Annotated in this window: 1 protein-coding gene; it reads right to left on the bottom strand. The window is 56.5% G+C overall.

Annotation, left to right across the window (positions count from 1 at the left end; genetic code table 11):
- Window positions 1–23,619, bottom strand: coding sequence for a hypothetical protein (locus ACTU44_RS03990; RefSeq protein WP_462096739.1), 23,619 nt, complete (start codon window positions 23,617–23,619; stop codon window positions 1–3).
- Between the last annotated feature and the right edge of the window lie 201 nt (window positions 23,620–23,820).

Raw genomic sequence — 23,820 nt, 5'->3', positions numbered from 1 at the left:
TCAGCTGCCAAATCCGAAATCATCGGCATCAAGTTCATCCGGGTCGTTAATCCCCATCAGGGTCACAGACGCATCATTGCCAAGTTCGATGACAACATTGCCGTCAACATCGAGATGCATGTCGTCCTGGATCTGGTTGAAGTTATTGTAGTTCCATTCAGACAGATCAATGATGTCTTCGCCCGGCGTGAAGTCGGTGATGATGTCATGACCGTCGGTTTTACCGATCTGGAACGTATCCCAACCCGTTCCACCGGTCAGGGTGTCATCCCCGGCACTGCCATAAAGATGGTCATTACCGGCACCACCAAGCAACAGATCATCCCCGGCATTAGACCAGAGCGTATCGTTACCATCGCCGCCATCAAGGGTGACATCGCCATAGCTTTCGATCTCGCTGGTCAGATCAATGATGTCATTGCCATCACCGGCCTCGATCACCTCGATACCGCTGATGCGGACATTCGAAGCACCATCACTGACAGAGTCACGCAGGAACAAGGCATCATCGCCGCTGGTCATCTTAAGGGTGTCGACACCCTCGCCACCGATAAAGACATCATTGGACTGGTTGTAACCGCCCAGATTGACATATTCGCCGGTACCATCGTCGCCACCTTCATCATGGCCCCAGCCGTTGCCATTGTGGTTGTCATGACCCCAGCCATTGTCGTGCTGATGACCGTCTTCGCTTGGCGAACCGTCATTGAGCGCGTACCAGCTGTTACCCCAGGTATCATCGGCATTGTATTGCAGAACGTCATCACCGGCCCCGCCATTGAGAACGTCCGTACCATCGCCACCGATCAGGGTATCTGCACCCGATCCGCCCCACAGGCTGTCGTTCCCTGCGCCGCCGTCGATAACGTCATCGCCCGCATTGCTCCAGACAATATCGTCACCAGTACCACCAAGGATCGTCACATCACCATAGCTGTGGGTCTCGCTGGTCAGATCGATGATGTCATCGCCGTTACCGGCATCAATTACTTCGACATTCGAAATGCGCGGGCTGGTGCCCGGATCGGTAAAGGTGTCATCAAGGAACAGGGCATCATTGCCGCTGGTCATCGACAGGGTATCGGTCCCGTCGCCACCATCGATGATGTCTTGCGAACGGTTATAGCCCGAAAGGTTAACCTGTTCGTTGGAACCCGCCATATTCGGATCGCCAACATTCTTGGCAGCGTAGCTGCTGCTCCAGGTCGCATCTTTCTGATATTCGATGGTGTCGTTACCGGCACCGGCATCAATCAGGTCCGAACCGGTACCGCCATTGATCGTATCATTGCCTGCACCACCCCAGATGGTGTCATCCCCGGCGTCCCCGCCAAGCACGTCATTGCCATCCAGCCCCGACAGCAGGTTCGAACCATCATCACCAAACAGGTAATCATTGAAGTTCGAGCCAATCAGGTCTTCGATCGAGGACAGGATATCATTGCCTGCACCGCCGACAGCCGAGCCGCTTTCAAGACTGACCGCCACCGCCGAGGTCGCATCGGCATAGCTTGCGGTATCGCGACCGGCCCCACCGACAAGCGTGTCATGTCCGGCACCACCAATCAGGGTGTCATTCCCGGCATCACCATACAGCTTGTCATCGCCATTGCCGCCGATGAGCGTATCGGCATCATCACCGCCATAGAGCCTGTCATTGTTCTCGCCGCCCTCAAGGACGTCAGAACCCGCACCGCCATACAGGGTATCGTCGCCGGTACCGCCCGAAATGGTATCGTTACCTGCTTCGCCATACAGCTTGTCCTGACCCTGACCACCGATGATGGTGTCATTGCCGTCACCACCCCAGACCCGGTCATCACCCGAACCGCCGTCAAGCGTATCGTTGCCCGAACCGCCAGTAATGGTGTCCTGACCGCTGCCGCCTTCGACAAGGTCATCGCCCTCGTCACCGCCAAGAACGTCATCGCCATCGCCACCATAAAGGCTGTCATTGCCTTCCATGCCGGTCAGCGTGTCCTGACCATTCAGGCCATAGACAGTGTCATCACCCGAAAGGGCCGCGATCGTGTCATTGTTGCTGGTACCATAAAGCAGGTCATCATACGGGGTCGGGCCGCTGGAGGCCTCGATACCGACAAATACGTCTGCATTGAGCTGGCTGATCGTGATGCCGACAAGGGTAAGCGTCCCCTGACCATTGAGATCAATGACCGTGTTGCCATTCACCTCGGTCATCAGCCCCTGAAGTTCGGCCCAGTCATCAACATCAAGTGCTGCCAGGTTGATCTGATCTTCGTTCGGGTTGAAGCCGTGTACGACCTTGTCGCCGGAATTATTGGATACAAGGATCTGATCCGCGCCATTGCCGCCGGTATAGGTGTCATCACCTGCACCGCCATCAAGCGTATCATTGCCATCACCACCCAAAAGGGTATCGGCACCATCGGTTCCGGTCAGGGTATCGTTACCGGCACCACCATCCATAAGGTCGTTGCCAGCACCGCCCGACAGAACGTCGTCACCATCACCACCGCTCAGCGTATCGTCGCCGTCACCGCCCAAAAGCGTATCGTTGCCAATGCCGCCATCAAGCGTGTCATTACCGGCATCACCCGACAGAAGGTCATTGCCTGCACCACCTGCAATGCTGTCACTGTCATCGCCACCATAAATGACGTCGTCGCCGCCTTCACCGTCAAGGCTGTCATTCCCGGCCGAGCCATAAATGGTATCGGTTTCATCGCCACCGGTGATGGTGTCATCACCTTCCATGCCGTCGATGTAATCGTCACCGCCGCCGCCATCCATGACGTCGTTGCCGCTGCCACCAACAAGGGTATCGTCACCAGCACCGCCCGAAATCACATCGTGGCCTTCGTTACCATCAAGGGTATCGTTGCCATCACCCCCCGAAACAACGTCATTGCCGCTGCCACCAGTGATGGTGTCATCGCCTGTACCACCCGAAAGGTTGTCGTCACCTTCCATACCATTGATGGTGTCATTCCCGGCACCGCCATCAACAACGTCATTCCCGGCAAGGGCGTCGATATAGTCGTCTTCGCTGGTGCCGATCAGGACATCGTCAAACGGCGTTGCGCCACCGTCATTTTCGATGCCGACAAACATATCCGCCGAAACATCATTCAGGCGCACGCCCAGCAGCGTGACCGAGCCTTCTGCGCCCAGATCAATGACCGTGTTGCCATTCACTTCGGACAGAAGCGGTGCCAGTTCCGACCATGTGCTGATATCCAGTGCATCAAGCGAAATCTGGTCAACGCTGGTGTTGAAGTCGGTTACGACCTTGTCACCGATCAGGCTGCTGACTTCAATAAGGTCAGCCCCCGAACCACCGGTCAGGGTGTCGTCGCCTTCGCCGCCGTCAAGCGTGTCATTGCCTTCGCCACCGATCAGGCGGTCCGTACCAGCACCACCATCAAGGACGTCATCACCTTTTTCGCCGTTCAGGTAATCGTTGCCGTCGCCACCCATCAGGGTATCGGCACCGTCACCGGCCCAGATGGTGTCATTACCCAGACCGCCATCAATGGTGTCTTCACTGACATCGGCTTCGACGTTATCGAACGTATCGTTACCGTCGCCCAGATCAACTTCGTTGTTCTGGCTGTTGCCATAGACATAGTCGTCATGGGCCGAGGCGATAACTTTTTCGAAGTTGGCAAGGATATCACCCGCGGCATCGCCGCCATATGCACGACCGGCTTCACCCGGTGTCTGGGCATTGGCATCGGTTTCGCCAAGGTAAATCTCAACGCCCGCGTCCGAACCTTCATAGCTCAGCGTATCGCGGCCTTCACCACCATCAAGGTAGTCGCCACCGGCACCGCCTTCGATGGTGTCGTCGCCTGCGCCACCCAGAATGGTGTTGTCACCACTCGAACCGGTCAGAACATCATTGCCATCCGATCCGATGACATTCTCGATGCTGCTGATGCTGTCTGTTCCGGTTTCAGCCGAGGTCGCAGTACCGGCACCCAGATCAACCGTGGCACCGTTTGCGCCACTCATATCCAGGGTGTCTTCACCTGCACCGCCCGAAAGGGTGTCGTCGCCAGCTGCCGCGATCAGGGTATCATTGCCCGCCCCGGCATCGACAACGTCATTGCCTGCACCGTCATCAATAATGTCAGCACCGTCGCCAGCAGAAATGGTGTTCACACCATCGCTGCCGGTGATCGTGTCATTCGCCGCCGAGCCGATAACATTTTCAAAGCCCGAAATCGTGTCATTACCGGTTTCGGTCGAACTTGCAGTACCAGCACCAAGATCAACAGTCGCGCCGCTGGTCGCCTCGGTCAGATCAAGGGTATCGTCCCCTTCGCCACCGGCAAGGGTATCATCGCCCGCACCGGCAAAGACGGTATCGTTGCCTGCACCACCATCAACAATGTCGGCACCCTCACCCGCATTGATAACATCGCTGCCATCACCGCCATCAAGGGTGTCATCGCCCAGACCACCATCAAGGCTGTCGTCGCCTGCGCCACCTTCAAGAAGGTCATCACCGCCATTACCGACAAGGATGTCATTGCCCAGACCACCGGTCAGGGTGTTGGTGTCATCAGAACCGGTCAGGGTATCGTTACCGCTTGAGCCGATCAGGTTTTCAATGCTTGAAAGCTTGTCGGTTTCGGTTGCTCCGACCTTGGCTGTGCCGGTCGACAGGTTGGCATTTACCGCACCGGTTGCGTTGCTGTAATCGGCAGTATCGTTGCCGTTGCCACCGCGAAGCGTATCATTGCCCGCACCACCTGCCAGCGTGTCGTCACCCGCGCCACCGTCAAGGATGTTGGCCTTGCCATCACCGGTGATGGTGTCGTCGTAATCCGAGCCGGTGACATTTTCGACCTGATAGATCGCATCGTTACCGGCACCACCTGTTGCGGTGTAACTGCCCAGATCGACGTTAACGCCATCGGTCGCGTCGTCATAAATGACTGTATCAACATCAGCACCACCGACGATGGTGTCGTCACCGGCACCACCACGAAGTTCGTCTTCGCCCGTACCGCCAAGCAGCGTGTCATTGCCAACACCGCCATTGATCACGTCATCGCCATAGCCGCCATCAAGGAAGTCGTCGCCAGCACCACCGTGGATGTTGTCGTCGCCAAGTTCGCCATTGATGGTGTCATTACCTTCGTTACCCCACAGGGTATCGGTGCCTGCACCGCCATTGATGGTGACATCGCCATAGGAAATCGTATCGCTGGTCAGATCGACAACGTCATTGCCGTCACCGGCATTAATGACCTCAACCCCGTCAAGGCGTGCGCCATCGGTGGTCGTCTCATCAACAATGGTGTCAAAGCTGATGGAACGGACGAAGAAGTCGCTGCTGTCCGAACCGCTGGTGCCATCGGCATAAGGTTCGCTTTCAAACGCGATGTAACGGAATTCAACCGGGTTGCCCGCAGTGTCGGTGACCGAAATGGTCGCCGTGCCAAGGCCACCGCTGGTGTAATCGATGGTCGATGCATCAAGCGTACCCGAAGCAACCAGATTGCCCTGGGCATCAAAGGCCTGCCAGGAACCGACTTCCCCGCTGGCTTCGTTGGCGTAAAGGTTGGAAATCTGGACCGTTGCCGTGGTGGCATCTGCACCAAGATCGACAACAACTGCTTCGCTTTCGCCGGTCGTGCCGTCGTGGTTGATCTGGCTGCCTGCCGGGCTGCCGCCATCATTGCCGATGCCGTTGCCGTTAAAGGTCACGGTGTCATCGGCCGCAGCAAGGTTCAGCTTGCCGTTTTCATCCACATAGGACGTTCCGAAATCGAAGGCATAAAGGTTGGCATCCGACCATGCGGCCTGAACGTCGGCGGCACTTGCCGATTCCGTCAGACCGAGCGTCCGGGTTTCGACCGTTGGCGTTGTGGTTTCCCCGTCGCCAAGTTTCGAACCATCAAGGATCAGCGCGTCGCTGCCACCGGTCATGTTGAGGGTATCCTGACCCTCACCACCGACAAAGGTGTCATCAGAGATATTCTTGCCGCTGATACCGGCCAGATCCCCTGTCCCGTCAACGCCCGGACTTCCGGTGTTTTCGGTGGTTTCACCTGTGCTTGCGGTTCCGTCTGCCTCAAAGTTCAGAACATCGTCGCCAGCGCCACCATCGAGGGTGTCATCACCTGCACCACCCGAAAGCGTATCATTGTCGGCACCGCCCGTGATTGCATCATCACCAGCACCACCTGCAAGGATGTCGTTGCCTGCACCGCCATCAATGCTGTCGCTGCCCGTGCCACCATCAATGGTGTCCGCACCGTCATTCCCCAAAAGCGTATCGTCACCGGCACCACCGGTTACGGTATCATTACCTGCCAGCGCATCGATGGTGTCGTTACCATCCGTGCCTTCAAGCACATCATCATACGGCGTTGCGCCATCGGTGATGTTGGTAAAGTCATCTGCGCTCAGATCGCTCAGGCCGACACCGACGAGGGTCACAGTCCCGCCCGCTGGCAGGTTCAGAACCGCGTCCCCATTGCCGTTTTCACTGAGCAACGGAACAAGATCGGCCCAACGTTCGATGCCAAGATCATCGATTGAAAGCTTGTCTTCGCCACGGGTGAAATCGCTGACAACATCATCATCGGTGCCATCGGCAAAGACAAATGTGTCCGTACCTGCGCCACCCCAAACAGTGTCATCGCCTGCACCACCATCAATGGTGTCACTGCCCGCACCGGCATTGATCACGTTATCGGCGTTCGAACCTGCGATCTGGTCATCACCGGCACCGGTGGTGACATTTTCAAAGTTCGAAATCTGGTCATTTCCGGTTTCGGCCGACATTGCCGTACCTGCACCCAGATCGACAACCGCATCACCCGATGCACCCGACATATCAAGGGTATCGACACCGTCGCCACCATCAAGGCTGTCATTGCCCGAACCGGCGACAACCGTATCATTTCCGGAACCTGCCATGACAAGGTCACTACCGGCACCATCAGAAATCACGTCATTTCCGGCACCACCGTCAATCAGGTCGATGCCGTCGCCGCCATCAATCGTATCGGCACCATCGCCGGTCGTGATGGTATCGTTCGCCGCACTGCCCGTAACGGTATCATCGCCCAAACCGGTGATCAGGTTTTCAAAGCCCGAAACAATATCCGATCCGGTTTCACTGCTATCGGCAGTACCATTTTCAAGGTTAACCGCAACATCCACACCAACATCGGACATGTCCAGGGTATCAGTACCCTCGCCACCGATCAGGGTGTCATTGCCAGCATCACCGACAACCGTGTCATTGCCCGCACCGGCATCAACGATATCGTTGCCTGCACCTGCATTGATGTGGTCGTTGCCGTCACCGGCATTGATTTCGTCATTGCCCGCACTGGTCCAGACGGTGTCATCGCCGGTTCCGGCATTGACCGTCACATCGCCATAGGCATGAACCTGACTGGTCAGATCGACCACATCATCACCGTCACCGGTATTGATGACTTCAACATCAACGATGGACGGATTGGCGGCACCATTCGCATGGTCGCTATCAAGGATGATGGCATCGCCACCACTCGTCCCGACCAGCGTATCAACGCCCGCACCACCGTCATAGACATCGTCACTGACGCCAAGACCTTCGAGACCGGCAACATCACCGGTGCCATCAACGCCCGGGCTTCCGACATGGTCGGTGCTGTCGCCTGCCTGACCGGTACCATCGGCACCGAATTCAAGCACGTCATCACCATCGCCGCCGTCAAGGGTGTCGGTGCCGTCACCACCGCTTAGCGTGTCATTGCCGGTGCCACCATCAATGGTGTCATCACCTTCGCCACCGCCCAGCGTATCATTGCCACCGCCGCCCGACAGGGTGTCATCGCCGCCACCGCCATCAACGGTATCGTCGCCACCCGAACCACCAAGGCTGTCATTGCCTTCGGTCGGAACGTTGTCGATGCCTTCAAAGTCACCCGGTCCAAGGTCTTCGACCGCAACACCAGCAAGCGTCACCGTACCACCAGATGGTAGCGTAATCACCGCGCCCTCCGGACCGTTCGACAGCATGTCGCGCAATTCGGTCCAACTGGTCACACCGCTATCGGGCAGGGCAATCTGGTCTTCACCGACGGTGAAATCACTGACCAGATCATCATCCGTACCATCGGCAAAGCTGAAGGTATCTGCGCCTGCACCACCGGTCAGGGTATCATCGCCAAGACCGGCATCAATCCGGTCGTCGCCCGCACCGCCATCAATGGTGTCATTGCCAGCGCCGCCAAGCAGACTGTCATTTCCGGCACCACCATCAATGACGTCATCCCCGGCACCGCCATCGACAACATCGTCACCGGCACCCGATGCAATGGTATTTGCACCGTCGCTGCCCGTGATGGTGTCGGCACCGTCACTGCCCGTTACATTTTCAAAGCCTGAAATGGTGTCATTGCCGGTCTCGGTCGAGGATGCCGTGCCCGCAGCAAGATCAACAACCGCGCCGTCGGCGCCCGCCATATCGAGGGTATCGATGCCGTCATCCCCGGTAAGCGTATCATCGCCCGCACCGGCCAGAACCGTATCGTCACCTGCACCGGCAATAACGGTGTCATTGCCCGCACCACCATCAAGGGTGTCATTCCCTGCGCCACCGTCAATGACGTTGACCGCGTCCGAACCGGTGATGATGTCATCACCACCAGAACCCGCCACATTTTCAATATTCGCGACACTGTCAGAGCCAAATGCATCGGACTGTGCCGTGCCTGCACCCAGATCGACATTCACGCCATCGGCATCGGACAGATCAAGAAGGTCAATGCCATCACCACCATCAATGGTGTCGTTGCCAAGGCTGCCTTCGATGATGTCATTGCCCGCACCGGCATCAACGACGTCGTTGCCCGCACCATCATGGATCACGTCATCGCCGTCACCGGCATTGATTTCGTCATTGCCCGCACTGGTCCAGACCGTGTCATTACCGGTCCCGGCATTCACCGTCACATCGCCATAACCATCAGTCTGGCTGGTCAGGTCGACAACATCGTCACCGGCACCCGTATCAATGACTTCGATGTCGCTGATCGCTGGGGCGTTGGAACCATCTGCATGGTCGGCATCAAGGATGATCGCGTCTGCGCCCGATGTGCCAAGAAGCGTATCAACGCCTTCGCCGCCATCGAACTGGTCATCGCTGATTCCAAGACCTTCAAGATCGGCAACGTCGCCGGTGCCATCGACACCCGGGCTGCCCACGTGATCGGTGCTGTCACCGGCCTGACCGGTACGGTCGGCTTCGAACTGCAGAACATCGTCGCCGTCGCCACCATCAAGCGTATCGGAACCGCCACCACCGCTGAGCGTGTCATTGCCACTGCCGCCACCGACGGTGTCATCACCATCGCCACCGCCAACAGTATCGTCGCCATCGCCACCATCGATGGAATCATTGCCGTCACCGCCATCAACCGTGTCGCTGCCGCCACCGCCCTGAAGCGTGTCGTCACCACCGCCACCGTCAACGGTATCGTCGCCATCACCGGCATCAACCGAGTCATCACCGTCGCCGCCACCCAAGGTGTCTTCACCCGGTGTTCCGACATTATCGATGCCTTCGAAATGATCCGGTGTCAGATCATCAACCGCAACACCCGCAAGGGTCACCGTGCCACCAGATGGCAGAGAAATAACCGCGCCATCAGGACCGTCAGACAGAAGCGGCTGCAACTCGGTCCAGGTCGAGATCCCCAGATCCGGCAGCGAAATCACATCCGCGCCAAGATCAAAGTCACTGACCAGATCGCTGTCTGTTCCGTCTTCAAAGACAAAGGTATCCGAACCGGCACCGCCCGAAAGCGTGTCATTGCCATCACCCGCAGCAAGGGTGTCATCCCCGGCACCACCGGCAAGAACATCATCCCCGGCGCCACCATCAATGACGTCGTTACCTGCGCCACCGTCGATAACGTTGTCGCCATCCGAACCGGAAAGGGTATCGGCATCATCCGACCCGGTAACATTTTCAAAGTTGGCAATCGTGTCCGAACCGGTATTGGCACCACTTGCGGTGCCTGCGGCCAGATCAACCGTGATGCCACCAGTCGTGCCCGACAGATCAAGGGTATCGACACCCTCGCCACCATCAAGATTGTCGTTCCCGGCATCAAGGGTCACGGTATCGTTGCCTGCACCGGCATCAATGGTGTTGTTGGCGTCCGATCCAGAAATGGTGTCATCACCATCGGTCGCGATGACGTTTTCAAATCCGTCGATGCTGTCTGTACCGGTTGCATCGCTGCTTGCCGTGCCTGCGCCCAGATCAATGGTCGCGCCATTTGCACCGGAAAGATCAAGGGTATCGTCGCCGTCGCCACCGATCAGGATATCGTCGCCTGCACCGGCTGCAATCGTGTCATTACCAGCACCACCGTCGATGGTGTCTGTGCCTTCGCCGCCATTGATGATGTCATCATCGGCACCGCCATCGATAACATCGTTACCGGCACCACCATTGATGTTATCGGCACCCTCGCCACCGGCAATGACGTCATTGCCATCGTTCGACCAGATGGTGTCATCCCCGGCACCACCATCAATGGTGACATCGCCATAGGAATGAACATTGCTGGTCAGGTCGACCACATCGTTGCCATCACCGGCATCAATGTTTTCGATATCGACGATGGCCGGATTGGCCCCGCCATTTTCGTGATCGCGATCAAGGATGATGGCATCGTCACCGGCACCTGCAACCAGCGTGTCATTGCCTTCGCCACCGACAAAGCTGTCATCAGAAAGGTTCTTGCCGGAAATATCGGCGACTTCGCCCGTACCATCCGTGGTCGGGCTGCCGACATGATCGGTGGTCTCGCCGTCTGCGGCAACGCTGTCACTTTCGAATGACAGAACGTCGTCACCTGCACCGCCATCGATGAGGTCGGCACCTTCGCCGCCAGCAAGGGTATCATTGCCTGCACCGCCCGAAAGCGTATCGTTACCAGCACCACCAGCAAGAATATTGTCACCGGTCGAACCGGTCAGGGTGTCATCCCCTGCACCACCGGTCGCACCTTCGATACCATCAAGGGTATCGGTGCCGTCGGATGCGGCACCCGTACCGTTTTCAAGATCAACAACAACGCCATCTGTCTGGTCGGAATAATCGACCATATCGTTGCCTGCGCCACCGATCAGGGTGTCGTCACCGGCGCCGCCCGAAAGCGTGTCATTGCCTGCACCGCCATCAATGACGTTATTGGCATCATTGCCTGCAAGCGTATCGTCGTGATCCGAGCCGATCAGGGTCTCAAATCCGTCAATGACGTCATTCCCCGCACCACCGGTCGCGGTTCCGGCACCCAGATCGACATTCACGCCGCTTTCTGCCCCTTCATAGGACAGAACGTCTTCGCCTTCGCCACCGATCAGGGTGTCGTCACCGCCATTGCCATAGACGATGTCATTGCCTTCGCCGCCATCAAGAATGTTGGCATTTTCATCGCCGATCAGGATGTCATCGCCGTCACCACCGGTGACGTTTTCGATGCTTTCAAGGGTGTCATTGCCTGCTTCACCGGTCGCGGTGCCCGCACCCAGATCAACAGTCACGCCTTCGGTCGTATCGGAATAATCGGCCGTATCACTGCCATCGCCGCCGCGCAGCGTGTCATCGCCTGCGCCACCGATCAGTGTGTCATTGCCTTCATTGCCGTAAATGTCGTCATTGCCCGCCTTGCCATCGACAATGTCGTCGCTTTCAAGGGCGTGGATCTCGTCGCTGATCTGGCTGCCGGTAATGTTGTCTTCAAACTCGGTGCCGTAAATGACGTCATAGCCAAAGAAGTTCTCGGGCCCAAGATCATCAACCGACACTCCTTCAAGCGTGATGCTGTCATCGCCAACCGTGATGACGGCATTGCCGTTCTCGTCGTCAAACATCTGATCACGCAGGGTTGCGTAATCCTCGATACCATAGGCCGACAGGTCTATCATGTCTTTTTGGACGTCAAAGTCGGTTGCGGTGTCATGTCCGCCGCCCGGCTTCAGAACGATCATGTCTTCGCCAGCACCGGTGATGATCACGTCATCGCCCGCCCCGCCAAACAGGGTATCGTTGCCCGAACCACCATCAAGGGTGTTGATGCCGTCGCTACCGATCAGGGTATCGGCATAATCGGTACCGATAACACGTTCGAAGTTGCGAACAATGTCATCGCCCGCTGCACCGGTCGCATATTCCTTGACCAGGTCGACCGTGACGCCGCCATCCACATTGGAATAATCGACCGTATCGAGATCGCCATCGCCACCATCAAGGATATCGTCACCGGCATCGCCATAGACCCAGTCGTCGCCCGTGCCGCCTTCGACAATGTCATCGCCTTCGCCACTGCTAATGGTGTCGTCGCCTGCTTCACCAAGAAGGATGTCGCCACCGGCACCACCATCAATGATGTCATTGCCGTCGCCACCACTGACTTCATCGACACCGTCGCCAGCATCAATCACGTCATCGCCTGCGCCCGCGTCAATCGCGTCGCCACCTGCACCCGAGGAAATGGTGTTGCTTGCCGCGTCGCCCTTGATGACGTCGTTGTAGTCCGAGCCAACAACATTCTCGATGTCATTAAGGCTATCGGTGCCCTGACCGGTTGCGGTCCCGGCATTAAGGTCAATCTGGACGCCCTGGGTCGCGGTGCTGTAATCAACGGTGTCAGAACCTTCGCCACCGTCGATCACGTCATCGCCACTGCCACCAACAAGGGTGTCATCGCCGTCAAGGCCGGACAGGGTATTGTTCTGATCGTTGCCGATCAGCGTATCGTCATGAAGCGTGCCAATGACATTTTCAACGCCATCAAGAACGTCATTGCCGTCGCCACCGGTCACCGTCCCGTTTTCGAGGTCGGCAACAATGCCGGCACCCTCGGTCGAATAATCGACCGTATCGTTGCCATCGCCACCGACAAGGATGTCTGACCCGGCACCGCCAACCAGCGTGTCGTTTCCTGCGCCCCCATCAAGGGTGTCATTGCCGTCACCACCGATCAGGCGATCATTGCCAAGACCGCCGTCGACCGTATCGTCACCACCCTGTGCATTGATGATGTCATCGCCGTCGCCACCGATCATTTCATCGGCATCATCCGTACCAAGACGAACATCCACACCGATGAAGTTATCGGCACTCAGTTGCGATGCGCTCACGCCCTTGAGCGTGATGGTGTCGCCACTTTCAAGATTGATGGTCAGATCGCCATTGGCATCGGTGCCAAACAGTTCTTCAAGCGCGTCATAACCGGCAATGTTGAAGCTGGTCAGGTCAATGGCATCCTGACCGACATTGAAGTCGGTAATGGTGTCATTGCCATCGCCCGGATTAAAGATGACCTGATCGGAACCGCTGCCAAGGGTCAGCGTGTCATTCCCTGCACCGGCATCAAAGGTGTCATCACCCGCACCGCCGATGAAGGTGTCGCTTTGGCCGCCACCAATAAAGGTATCGTTGAACTCGGACCCACGGACAATCTCGATCCCGTCAAGGGTATCGGTTCCAGTGGAAGTTCCGCTGACGGTGTCATTGCTGGTGTCGACGGTCACACCCGATTCAGAATCGATATAGCTTGCGGTATCAAGGCCGTCGCCACCGATAATGGTGTCATCGCCCGCACCTGACAGAATGGTGTCGTTTCCGGCACCGCCATCAATGATGTCAGAACCGCTTCCGGCCGAGATGGTGTCATTCCCCGCACCACCTTCGATCAGGTCATCACCACTACCCGACGAAATGACATCATTGCCATCACCGCCCTGGATGGTGTCGGCACCTGCACCGGTGCTGATGGTGTCATTACCGGCACCACCATCGACCAGATCGGCACCATCCCCTGTGGTGATTGTATCGGCACCTGCCCCACCATCGACGGTATTGTCGCCGTCACCGGCATCAATAACATTGCCGTTATCATCGCCAAGGATCAGGTCATTGCCATCACCAGTGGTGACATTTTCAACATTGGTGAAGGTATCGGTATCGGTGCCATCGGTCGCGGTACCGGCATTGAAATCGACGGTCTGATCACCATCAAGATCAGACAGATCAAGGGTATCAACACCTTCGCCACCATCAATGGTGTCGCTGCCTGCACCGCCGCGCAGCGTATCATCACCCGCACCACCAAGCAGCACGTCATCACCGGCACGACCATCAAGAAGGTCGTTGCCGTCATCGCCCATGATCGTGTTGTTGCCTGCATCACCGCTGAGCGTGTCGTCCCCTTGAGAACCATCAATATTCTCGAAGTTCGAAATCTTGTCGGCACCATCACCGGTGACTGTTCCGGTCTGAAGATCAACACGCACACCATTGGCGTCGGTAAAGCCGATCGTGTCTTCGCCATCACCGCCATCAAGCGTGTCGTTGCCACTACCGCCAACGATGTAATCGTCGCCGTCTTCACCAGCGATCACATCATCGCCGGCACCGCCTGCAATGGTGTCATTGCCCGCACCGGCCAGAATGGTGTCAATACTACCGCTGCCGCTAATGACATCATCGTATTGGGAGGCTGTGATCTGCTCGATACCGGTAAAGGTATCGACACCTGTATCTTCGCCCGTCGCGGTTCCGGTGCTGATATTGATATCAAGACCGGATGCGGCATTGCTGTAGTCCAGCTTGTCGGAACCAACACCACCAATATAAGTGTCGTCTCCCAACTCGCCGACAAAGCTGTCATCGCCAACGCCACCGTTGAGGATATCATTACCGGATCCGCCAATCAGGGTGTCATTACCAGCACCACCATCAATCGCGTTATCAGCCTCGTCACCGATAATGGTGTCGGCATAATCAGTACCGGTTACATTTTCAAAACCCGAAATCGTATCATTGCCGTCAGCACCTGTTGCCGTTCCGGTAGCAAGGTCGATGACCTGCCCACCTGTCGCATCGGAATAATCAAGCGTATCGGTACCATCACCACCTGACAGCGTGTCATTGCCCGCACCACCGGAAATCAGGTCATCACCACTACGACCATCAATGATGTCGTCACCAGCACCACCGGTCAGGGTATTGGCGTCAGCCGAACCTGCAATACTGTCATTGGCGTCCGAACCAACAACGTTTTCAACACTTGCAAGAGTGTCACTACCGTCTGTTTTCTCTGCCGTTCCGGCACCAAGATCGACATCAACACCCGTCTGACTCTGACTGTAGTCCACGGTATCATTACCGGCACCGCCATCAATAACGTCATCACCAGCACTGACATTAAACGTATCCTGACCACCACCACCAAGCAGGGTGTTGGCGGCATCAGAACCAGTGATGATGTCGTTGAATCTGCTGCCAACCACATTCTCGACATTCAGTACCGTGTCACCGGTCGTCTCATCCGTCTCGCCTGTCGAAAGATCAATTTCGACGGCCTGCAATTCGCCTGAATAGTCGACAGTATCGATGCCGTCACCACCATCAATCAGGTCGTTGCCTGCTCCGCCGTCAAGCAGGTCATCGCCTGCACCACCAAGAAGTGTATCGTCACCACTGCCGCCCGACAGAATATCGTCGCCATCTTCGCCAGACAGAATGTTGTCGAACTGGTTACCGGTGATGCTGTCATTGAATTCCGAACCACTGAGGTTCTCGATATTTTCAAGCTTATCAGTGCCAAGACCCGTAACCGTCCCGGCATCAAGATCTGCGGTAATCCCGCTGGTTGCATTACCGTAATCAACGCTATCACTGCCTGCACCACCCCGCAGCACGTCATCACCACCGGTAGCAATAATGGTGTCATTGCCTGCACCGGCATCAATGCTGTTATCACCGCTATCACCAGCAAGGGTATCAGCATGCGCAGATCCGACCGCATTTTCGATACCCGACAGGATGTCATCGCCTGCGGCACCGGTTGCTGTCTGATTTTCAAGGTCGACCGAAACACCACCCTCGGCGTTGGCATAGCTTACAGTGTCGTTACCATCACCACCGACAAGCGTGTCATCTCCGCCCAGGCCTTCGAGAACGTCGTCACCTTCACCGCCAACAAGCAGGTTGTCACCGTTCGAACCGGTCAGGTGGTCATTGCCCGCGCCCGAAACAATATTTTCAATGTTGCGAAGGCTGTCGGTGCCGCCACTGGTCGACGCCGAACCGGCATCCAGACTTGCATTAACCTGACCGGCCTCATCGCTATAATCTGCTGTATCGACACCTTCGCCGCCATCAAGGATATCGTCACCTTCACCGCCGATCAGGGTGTCATCGCCTGCTCCGCCCTGAAGCAGATCATTATCTTCAAGGCCGTAAATCGTGTCATTGCCATCCAGTCCCGACAGGGTGTCCTGCCCGTCAGTACCATAAAGCGTGTCGTCACCCGTCGTACCGACAATGTCACGCACACCGATAAAGTTATCAGCAGAAATGTCATCCAGGCTGACGCCTTTGAGCACCATACTCGTATCATCATCGAACTCGATGACAAGGTCACCGTTTTCGTTTTCAGACATCATTTCGTATAGCTGGCCGTAACTTTCGACCGGAAGCTCAGATAGATCGATCTGGTCATTTGCGGGATCGAAATCGGTTACAGTGTCATGACCGTCTCCGGTTGCGATCTTGTAGATATCGGCTCCCGCACCGCCACTAAGCATGTCGTCACCCGCGCCACCGCGGATAATATCGTCGCCCGCACTGGCATTGATAACGTTGGCACCATCATCGCCAGTGATATCGTCCGAACCTACAGAGCCCGTGATATTTTCGATACCACTGATGGTATCACTACCGCTTTCGCTGATGGCCGTACCGTCTGCCAGATTGACGGTCACAGCTTCGCTGCCGCTGTAATCAAGGGTATCGGTTCCATCACCGCCGGTAATCGTATCGTTACCTGCACCGCCGCGGATGGTATCGTTACCGGCACCACCGTCGATCACATCATCACCGGCTCCGCCATTGATAACGTTATTGCCGTCATTACCGACGAGCGTGTCGCCGAATTCAGAGCCGGTGATATTTTCGATCCCCGACAGACTGTCATCTCCATCAGCACCAGAGGCCGTACCTGCGGCCAGATCGACAGTTACCGACCCTTCTGCATCACTGTAATTGACAACATCCGTACCATCGCCACCGATCAGGGTATCGTTGCCCGCACCGCCCGTAAGCGTATCATTACCTGCGCCGGCATCGATCACGTCATCGCCGGCCGCACCGTCAAGCGTATCATTACCCGCACCACCCCAAATGGTGTTGGCCTGATCGTCACCTGTAATGATGTCAGTTTGGGCCGAACCAATGACATTCTCGATATTTGTCAATGTATCGGTATTACCCGCAGCCACCGTGCCTGTGCCTGCAGAAAGATCAACCTTCACGCCGCTTACTTTGCTGTAATCGACGCTATCCTGCCCGGTGCCTCCATCCAGGGTGTCGTTACCCGCCCCGCCCGACAACGTATCATCACCAGCACCGCCAAAGACGGTATCGGCCCCGCCACCTGCAGAAATCGTGTCATTGCCATCCAGACCGTCGATGATTTCATCGAAGTCAGTTCCGGTGAGAACGTCATCGCCTTCGGTTGCGCCCAAGGTGTCGATATTGGTGAAGTTATCAACGGACAAATCATCGGGTGAGACACCCGAAAGGGTCAGAACCTGATCATCAATGGTGATGGTCGCATTGCCGTCATCGTCAACACCAATGAACTTCTGCAATGCTTCCCAGTTCGGAATGCCGAAGCTCGTCAGATCGATCTGGTCTTCTGAAGGATCAAAATCGGAAATGGTGTCGTTCTCAGACTGTCCATTGAAAACAAAGGTGTCCGCACCAGTGCCGCCGGTCAGAAGGTCATCACCCTCTCCACCGTCAATCGTGTCATCTCCCGCACCACCATCAATGGTATTTTGCTCGGATGAACCGGTCAGGATGTCATCAAAATCGCTACCAACAACGTCTTCGATTTCATCAAGAACATCGTTACCAGCGGCACCTTCGGCAGTGCCCGTGTCAAGATCAACCGTGACGCCACCGGTTGCCGTGCTGTAATCAACGGTATCCTGACCAGTTCCGCCAATCAGGGTATCATTGCCTTCACCGCCAATCAGGGTATCGCTGCCGACACCACCATTGAGCATATCGTCGCCAGCACGGCCATCAATGATATCGTTACCTGCACCGCCCCTGATCGTGTTGTTCAGATCATCACCGGACAGATTGTCGTTGAAACCCGAACCGTTCACATTCTCGAAATTGCGAAGACTGTCTGTATCTGTTCCGTTCGATGCGGTACCTGCCTCAAGGTCAACAGTAACACTTTGACTGTCGCCCGCGTAGGAGACGGTGTCGTTACCCTCACCACCATCCAGACTGTCGGAGCCGGCTCCACCGTCAATCAGGTCGTCTCCGGTTCCGCCATCAACAACGTCATTCCCGGTGCCGGCATTGATTGTATCCTTGCCCGATCCGCCAGAAATCGTGTCATTTCCAGCCCCACCCAGAACAATGTCATCGCCACCCTTCGCATCAATCACGTCGCTACGCGATGTGCCTGCAAGATTGTCACGGTTCTCGGTTCCTTCGAGAGAACGGATACCGACAAAGTTTTTGAAGGTCAGGCTGTCGGGATCAACACCTTCAAGCGTAACAACCGAATCACCAATCGTGATGGTCGCGTTACCAGCAGCGTCCTCACCGATAAAGTCGGCAATGTCGCTGAACAGTTCCAGACCATCGATACCCTGGATATCGATGGTGTCATTTGCCGGATCAAAGTCTGTGATCAGGTCATTCCCGCTATCACCGCTGAGAATGAATGTATCGCTTCCGTCACCACCGGTAAGGGTGTCGTCACCACCGCGACCGTCAAGCGTATCATTGCCATCACCGGCAATCAGGATATCGTCACCTGAACTGCCAAGCATGGTATCGTCGCCAGCAGAACCTTCAACCTGCTCAAAGCCCGAAATCTGGTCAACGAAATTACTGCCGGTAACCGTTCCGGCATTCAGATCAACTGTGACGCCGGAAGTCTCGTTTCCAGCACCGTAGCTTAGGGTGTCATAGCCTTCACCACCCTCAAGGACGTCGTCCCCGCTACTTCCGTAAATGGTATCGTCGCCCGCGCCACTGTCGATCGTATTGTCTTGTGCATCACCGCGCAGGACATCGTTGCCTGCGCCGGTTGTCACATTTTCAATGCCCGAAAGTGTATCCGTACCGTCACCCGATGCGACACCAGTTGACAGGTCGACATTCATGTCCCCGTCAACGGCACTGTAGTCAGCGGTGTCGTTACCATCACCGCCAATCAGGGTATCGTCGCCAGCACCACCTGCAAGTGTGTCATCACCCGCCAAACCAGTCAGAATGTTGTTGCCGTCGTCACCGGTTATGACGTCAGAGTTGCCCGTACCACGGACATTCTCAAAGCTGGAGATCGAAGAAGTACCTGAGTCGCTGCTTGCAGTACCTTCGGCAAGATTGACATTGAGGCCCGTCTCACTGCCAAAGGCGACGGTATCGGTGCCTTCGCCGCCATCAAGCGTATCGTTACCACCACCGCCAAAGACAAAGTCATCGCCCGCGCCAGCATCAAAGATATTGTCGGCTGACGTTCCGACCAGCGCATCATTGCCTGCGCCTGTAATAATGTTCTCGATACTGTTGACGCTGTCATTCTCGCCGGTAACGGTATCGTTCACCACACCGGATGCAAGATTTACACTTTGCGCAGTATCGCGCGCACTGAGATCAAGCGTATCCGATCCCGCGCCACCAATGTAGGTGTCAGTCCCGTCCTCACCGACAAACAGGTCATCGCCTGCGCCACCATCGAGGGTGTCGTTGCCGCCGCGTCCGACAAGCGTGTCATTACCGTCACCGCCGCTCAGGACGTTTACGCCGCTATCGCCATAAATTTCGTCGTCATAGCCCGACCCGATGGCATTTTCGATACGATCAAGAACGTCATTGCCATCAGCACCGGTTGCGGTCCCGGCTTCAAGATCGACCTGAACACCGCCCGTCGCACCGGAATAGTCGACGGTATCGATACCTTCCTGGCCACGCAGGGTATCGTTCCCCGCACCACCCGATACCGTATCATCGCCATAGCCGCCCGAAACAACGTCGTCGCCGTCGCCACCGCCAAGGGTGTCGTTACCGCCATACCCGTAAATGGCATCGCTGCCATCGGTACCGCCTTCGACATCATCATTTTCGGATTCAAAGATGCGACCGAAACCGCGGAAATCATCTGCGACAAGGCTGTCACTGCTGACACCTTCAAGGGTCAGCACACCCTGATCACCGAAATCGATAACCGTATTACCGTTACCATCATCGGACATCATGGTTTGCAGGGTCGCGAAATCCTGAATGCCGAGCCGCGACAAATCGATAATGTCTTCAGAACCTGAGAAATCGGTAATGGTGTCATTGCCGAAATTCTCGGTCAGTTCAAAGTCATCGTTGCCAGAACCACCGGTCAGGGTGTCATCCCCGACCCCGCCCGTCAGCGTATCGATGCCCGCACCACCTTCAAGAACGTTATTGGCATCATCACCGGTAAGATGATCGTCGTAATCGGAACCAACAACATTCTCGACCATCTGGACGACGTCATTGCCCGCGCCACCAGTCGCGGTTTCACTGGACAGATCGACCGTGACCCCACTTGTGGCATCGCTATAGCTGACCGTGTCGGTTCCGCTACCACCCTGAATGTGGTCATCACCGGCACCACCGCGCAGGAAATCATTTCCCGACCCGCCAGCCATGACATCATTGCCGTCACCACCGATCAGAAGATCGTTGCCAGAGCCCCCTTGAAGCACATCATTGCCGTCACCGCCATCAAGGCTGTCATCCCCGTCACCGCCCTGAAGCACGTCATTCCCGGCTTCGCCGCGCAGAACGTCATTGCCCTCTGCCCCCTGCAGAAGGTCGTCGCCGACATTGCCTTCAAGCGTATCATCGCCGCCATTGCCCTGAAGAGTGTCGTTTCCGGCACCACCCCCGAAGACATCGGCCTCATCGCCGCCCTGAACCAGGTCATCGCCCGCAGTCGGTGTATTATCAAAGGCCGTCGCACCGGTATCTTCGCCACCATCGGTTGCTGAAGAACCATCATTGCTTTCGGAAGCCGTCTCGCCGCCTTCCGATGTGGCACCGGTATCCGTACCGGCACCAGCACCGTCGGTGGTTTCACTTTGTGCTGTTGTGTCTGTTCCGCCGGTCTGATCCGTGCCGCTTTCGGCGTCTGCGCCACCGGATGCAGAACCATCAGACGCACCCGTTTCATCAATTCCGCCAGGCGACGTATCACCGGATCCGGAATCGGCATTGCTTTCCGAACTGCTGCCATCGGTGGCACCTGTGCCGGTGGTATCTGCACCAGCCTGCGCACCAGACGTGCTGTTGTCTTCTTGCGCGGTCGCGCCATCACCACCGGAACTTTCCGTCCCGGAAGATGTGGTATCCGACCCATCGCTGCCAGCCGTCGTATCCGATCCGGACGCACCATCCGTACCGGTATCACTGCCGCCAGTTGTGCCTTCGCCCGCGCCCAATGTATCTGAACCATCAGAGCCGGATGTCGTATCTGATCCGCTTGCGCTATCCGTTTCGGTTTCGGAAGTGCCGGTTTCGGAAGCGCCAGTATCAGAAGTCTCTGTGCCGGGACTGTCGGTGCCAGACGTGTCTGTCCCCGAAGTGTCCACACCGCTGCTGCCACCCGTGGTATCGGTCCGGGTGTCGGAACTGTTATCCGACCCATCCGAACCGGTCCCGGTTTCTGCCGCGGCACCACCATTCGTGCTGTCTGTGCCGGTATCACCTGCATCGGTATCACCGGATGTGGTATCGCCAGAACCCGTCTCGCCGGCAGATGAACCGGAATCACCTGTCGATGAACCATCGGTCGCCGTGGAACCATCCGAACCCGCGCCACCGGTCGTATCGGTGCCGTCCGATCCGGTCACACTGTCCGAACCACTTCCACCTGCTGTCGTATCGCTACCAGACGAACCTGACGCCGAATCACCGGCGCTCCCATCCGTCGCACCCGCGTCAGAGGAACTGCTGCCCCCGGTCGTATCGCCAGAAGACGTATCGCCAGAAGACGTATCGGTTCCCGACGTTGCGCCCGAATCCGTGCTGCTGTCACCAGTGGTGCTATCTGTTCCGCCGGACGCCTCACCACCCGTGTTGCTGTCACCTGATGTCGTATCGCCCGTGCTGCTCGAACCATCAGATCCGCTGCCATCCGCGCCAGTTCCGGAACCTGTATCCGATCCGCTATTGCTTTCGCCCGTGCTGCCAGAATTCGTCGTGTCGGTCTGATCCGACGCCCCGCCATCGGTTGCGCCTGTGTCCGAACCACCAGCATCTGAATCACTAGTGTCAGAGCCATCGGTTTCAGAACCGGTTGTTCCGGTATCGGTGGTGTCCGTGCCCGTCGATCCGCTGGTCGTATCTGTTGAGCCTGCACCTGTATCGGTGTTGCTGGTATCCGTTCCGCTATCCGTTGCACCACTATCTGTGCTGCCCGTATCGGATGCACCGGCGCTGGCACCACCATTCTCAGCGTCATTGGCGCTCGGCGTTGTGCTGTCTGACGTATTTGCCTGAGCGGCACCGGAATCGAGATCAACCCTGACACCCTGTTCGGAACCGCTGTAATCAATGGTGTTTTCGCCAGTTCCACCATCAATGACGTCATTCCCGTCACTGGCTTTGAATGTGTCGTCGCCAGCACCGCCACCTAGCGTGTTATTGCCCGCATCCCCGACCAGAACATCATTGCCCGATGTTCCCTGAACATTTTCGATAGCGTCAAAGGAAACGCGGTTTGCTCCGAAATCATCGGTCGCAAGGCCCTGACCAAGATCGACACGCATGCCATCCGTGGCACCATCAAGCGACAGGGTGTCTTCACCTGCACCACCGTCAATGCTGTCGACACCACCGCCAGACGAAATCACATCGTCGCCATCCGATCCGACAATCGTGTCGTCACCAGACGTTCCGTCAATGACATTACTGGTGTCTTCTGCGGCTGCGGCACTACCGGCATCAGCAGTGGCACTGTCATCGGAAACGACAGTTACCGGAGAAATCTGCGGTGCTTCGACAATGGTTGCGCCTGCAAGCTGCGCCTTGCTGACACCCTGCAAGATCAGGACATCACCGCTCGCAAAGGTCACGACCACATTGCCAGCACCATCATCAGCGGCCAGCACCATCAGGTCATTGATGCTGTTCACGCCAAGGTCGGCAAAGGCCAGTTCGTCTTCTTCAACATTGAAATCGGTGATGGTGGTTTTTTCAAACCCGCTTTCAAGCACAAAAGTGTCGCGTCCTGCGCCACCTGTAACAACATCCTCGCCTTCGCCCGACTCAAGGATATCGTCGCCTTCGCCACCGATCAGGGTGTTGTTCGAACCATCGCCAACCAGAACATCGTCATAGGCACTGCCGATGACGTTCTGCACATTGGTAAAAATCTGATTGGCAGAGGAAGGGGAATTGCCATCGCCCTGTGAACCGGACCCGGAATCAGAATTAGCCGTCGCAGATTCATCCTCTGCGCGGCTATCAAGGACCTGTTCAATATCCGTACCGGTGATACCGGTACCATCATCTTGATTGGCGGGCGAAGCCAAGACACGTACTCCCTACTTGGGAATTTTGATTTACCTGATCCCGAACAGCGTATAGGGCCACGGAATCGATTTATACAGTAGTATAAATAACTCCTCACAGGCCATCAACTGCTGATAGCTTGAAAATCAAACTATTTTAGTTTTTTTTCATGTTTTCTCGGGATTTGGAAGCCCAAAATACAACCTGTCAGATTCTGTCAG

This window comes from Thalassospira sp. SM2505, from assembly GCF_054901115.1.
The sequence above is the reverse complement of the archived record's forward strand: the minus strand, read 5'-3'. Positions and strand labels throughout refer to the sequence as shown.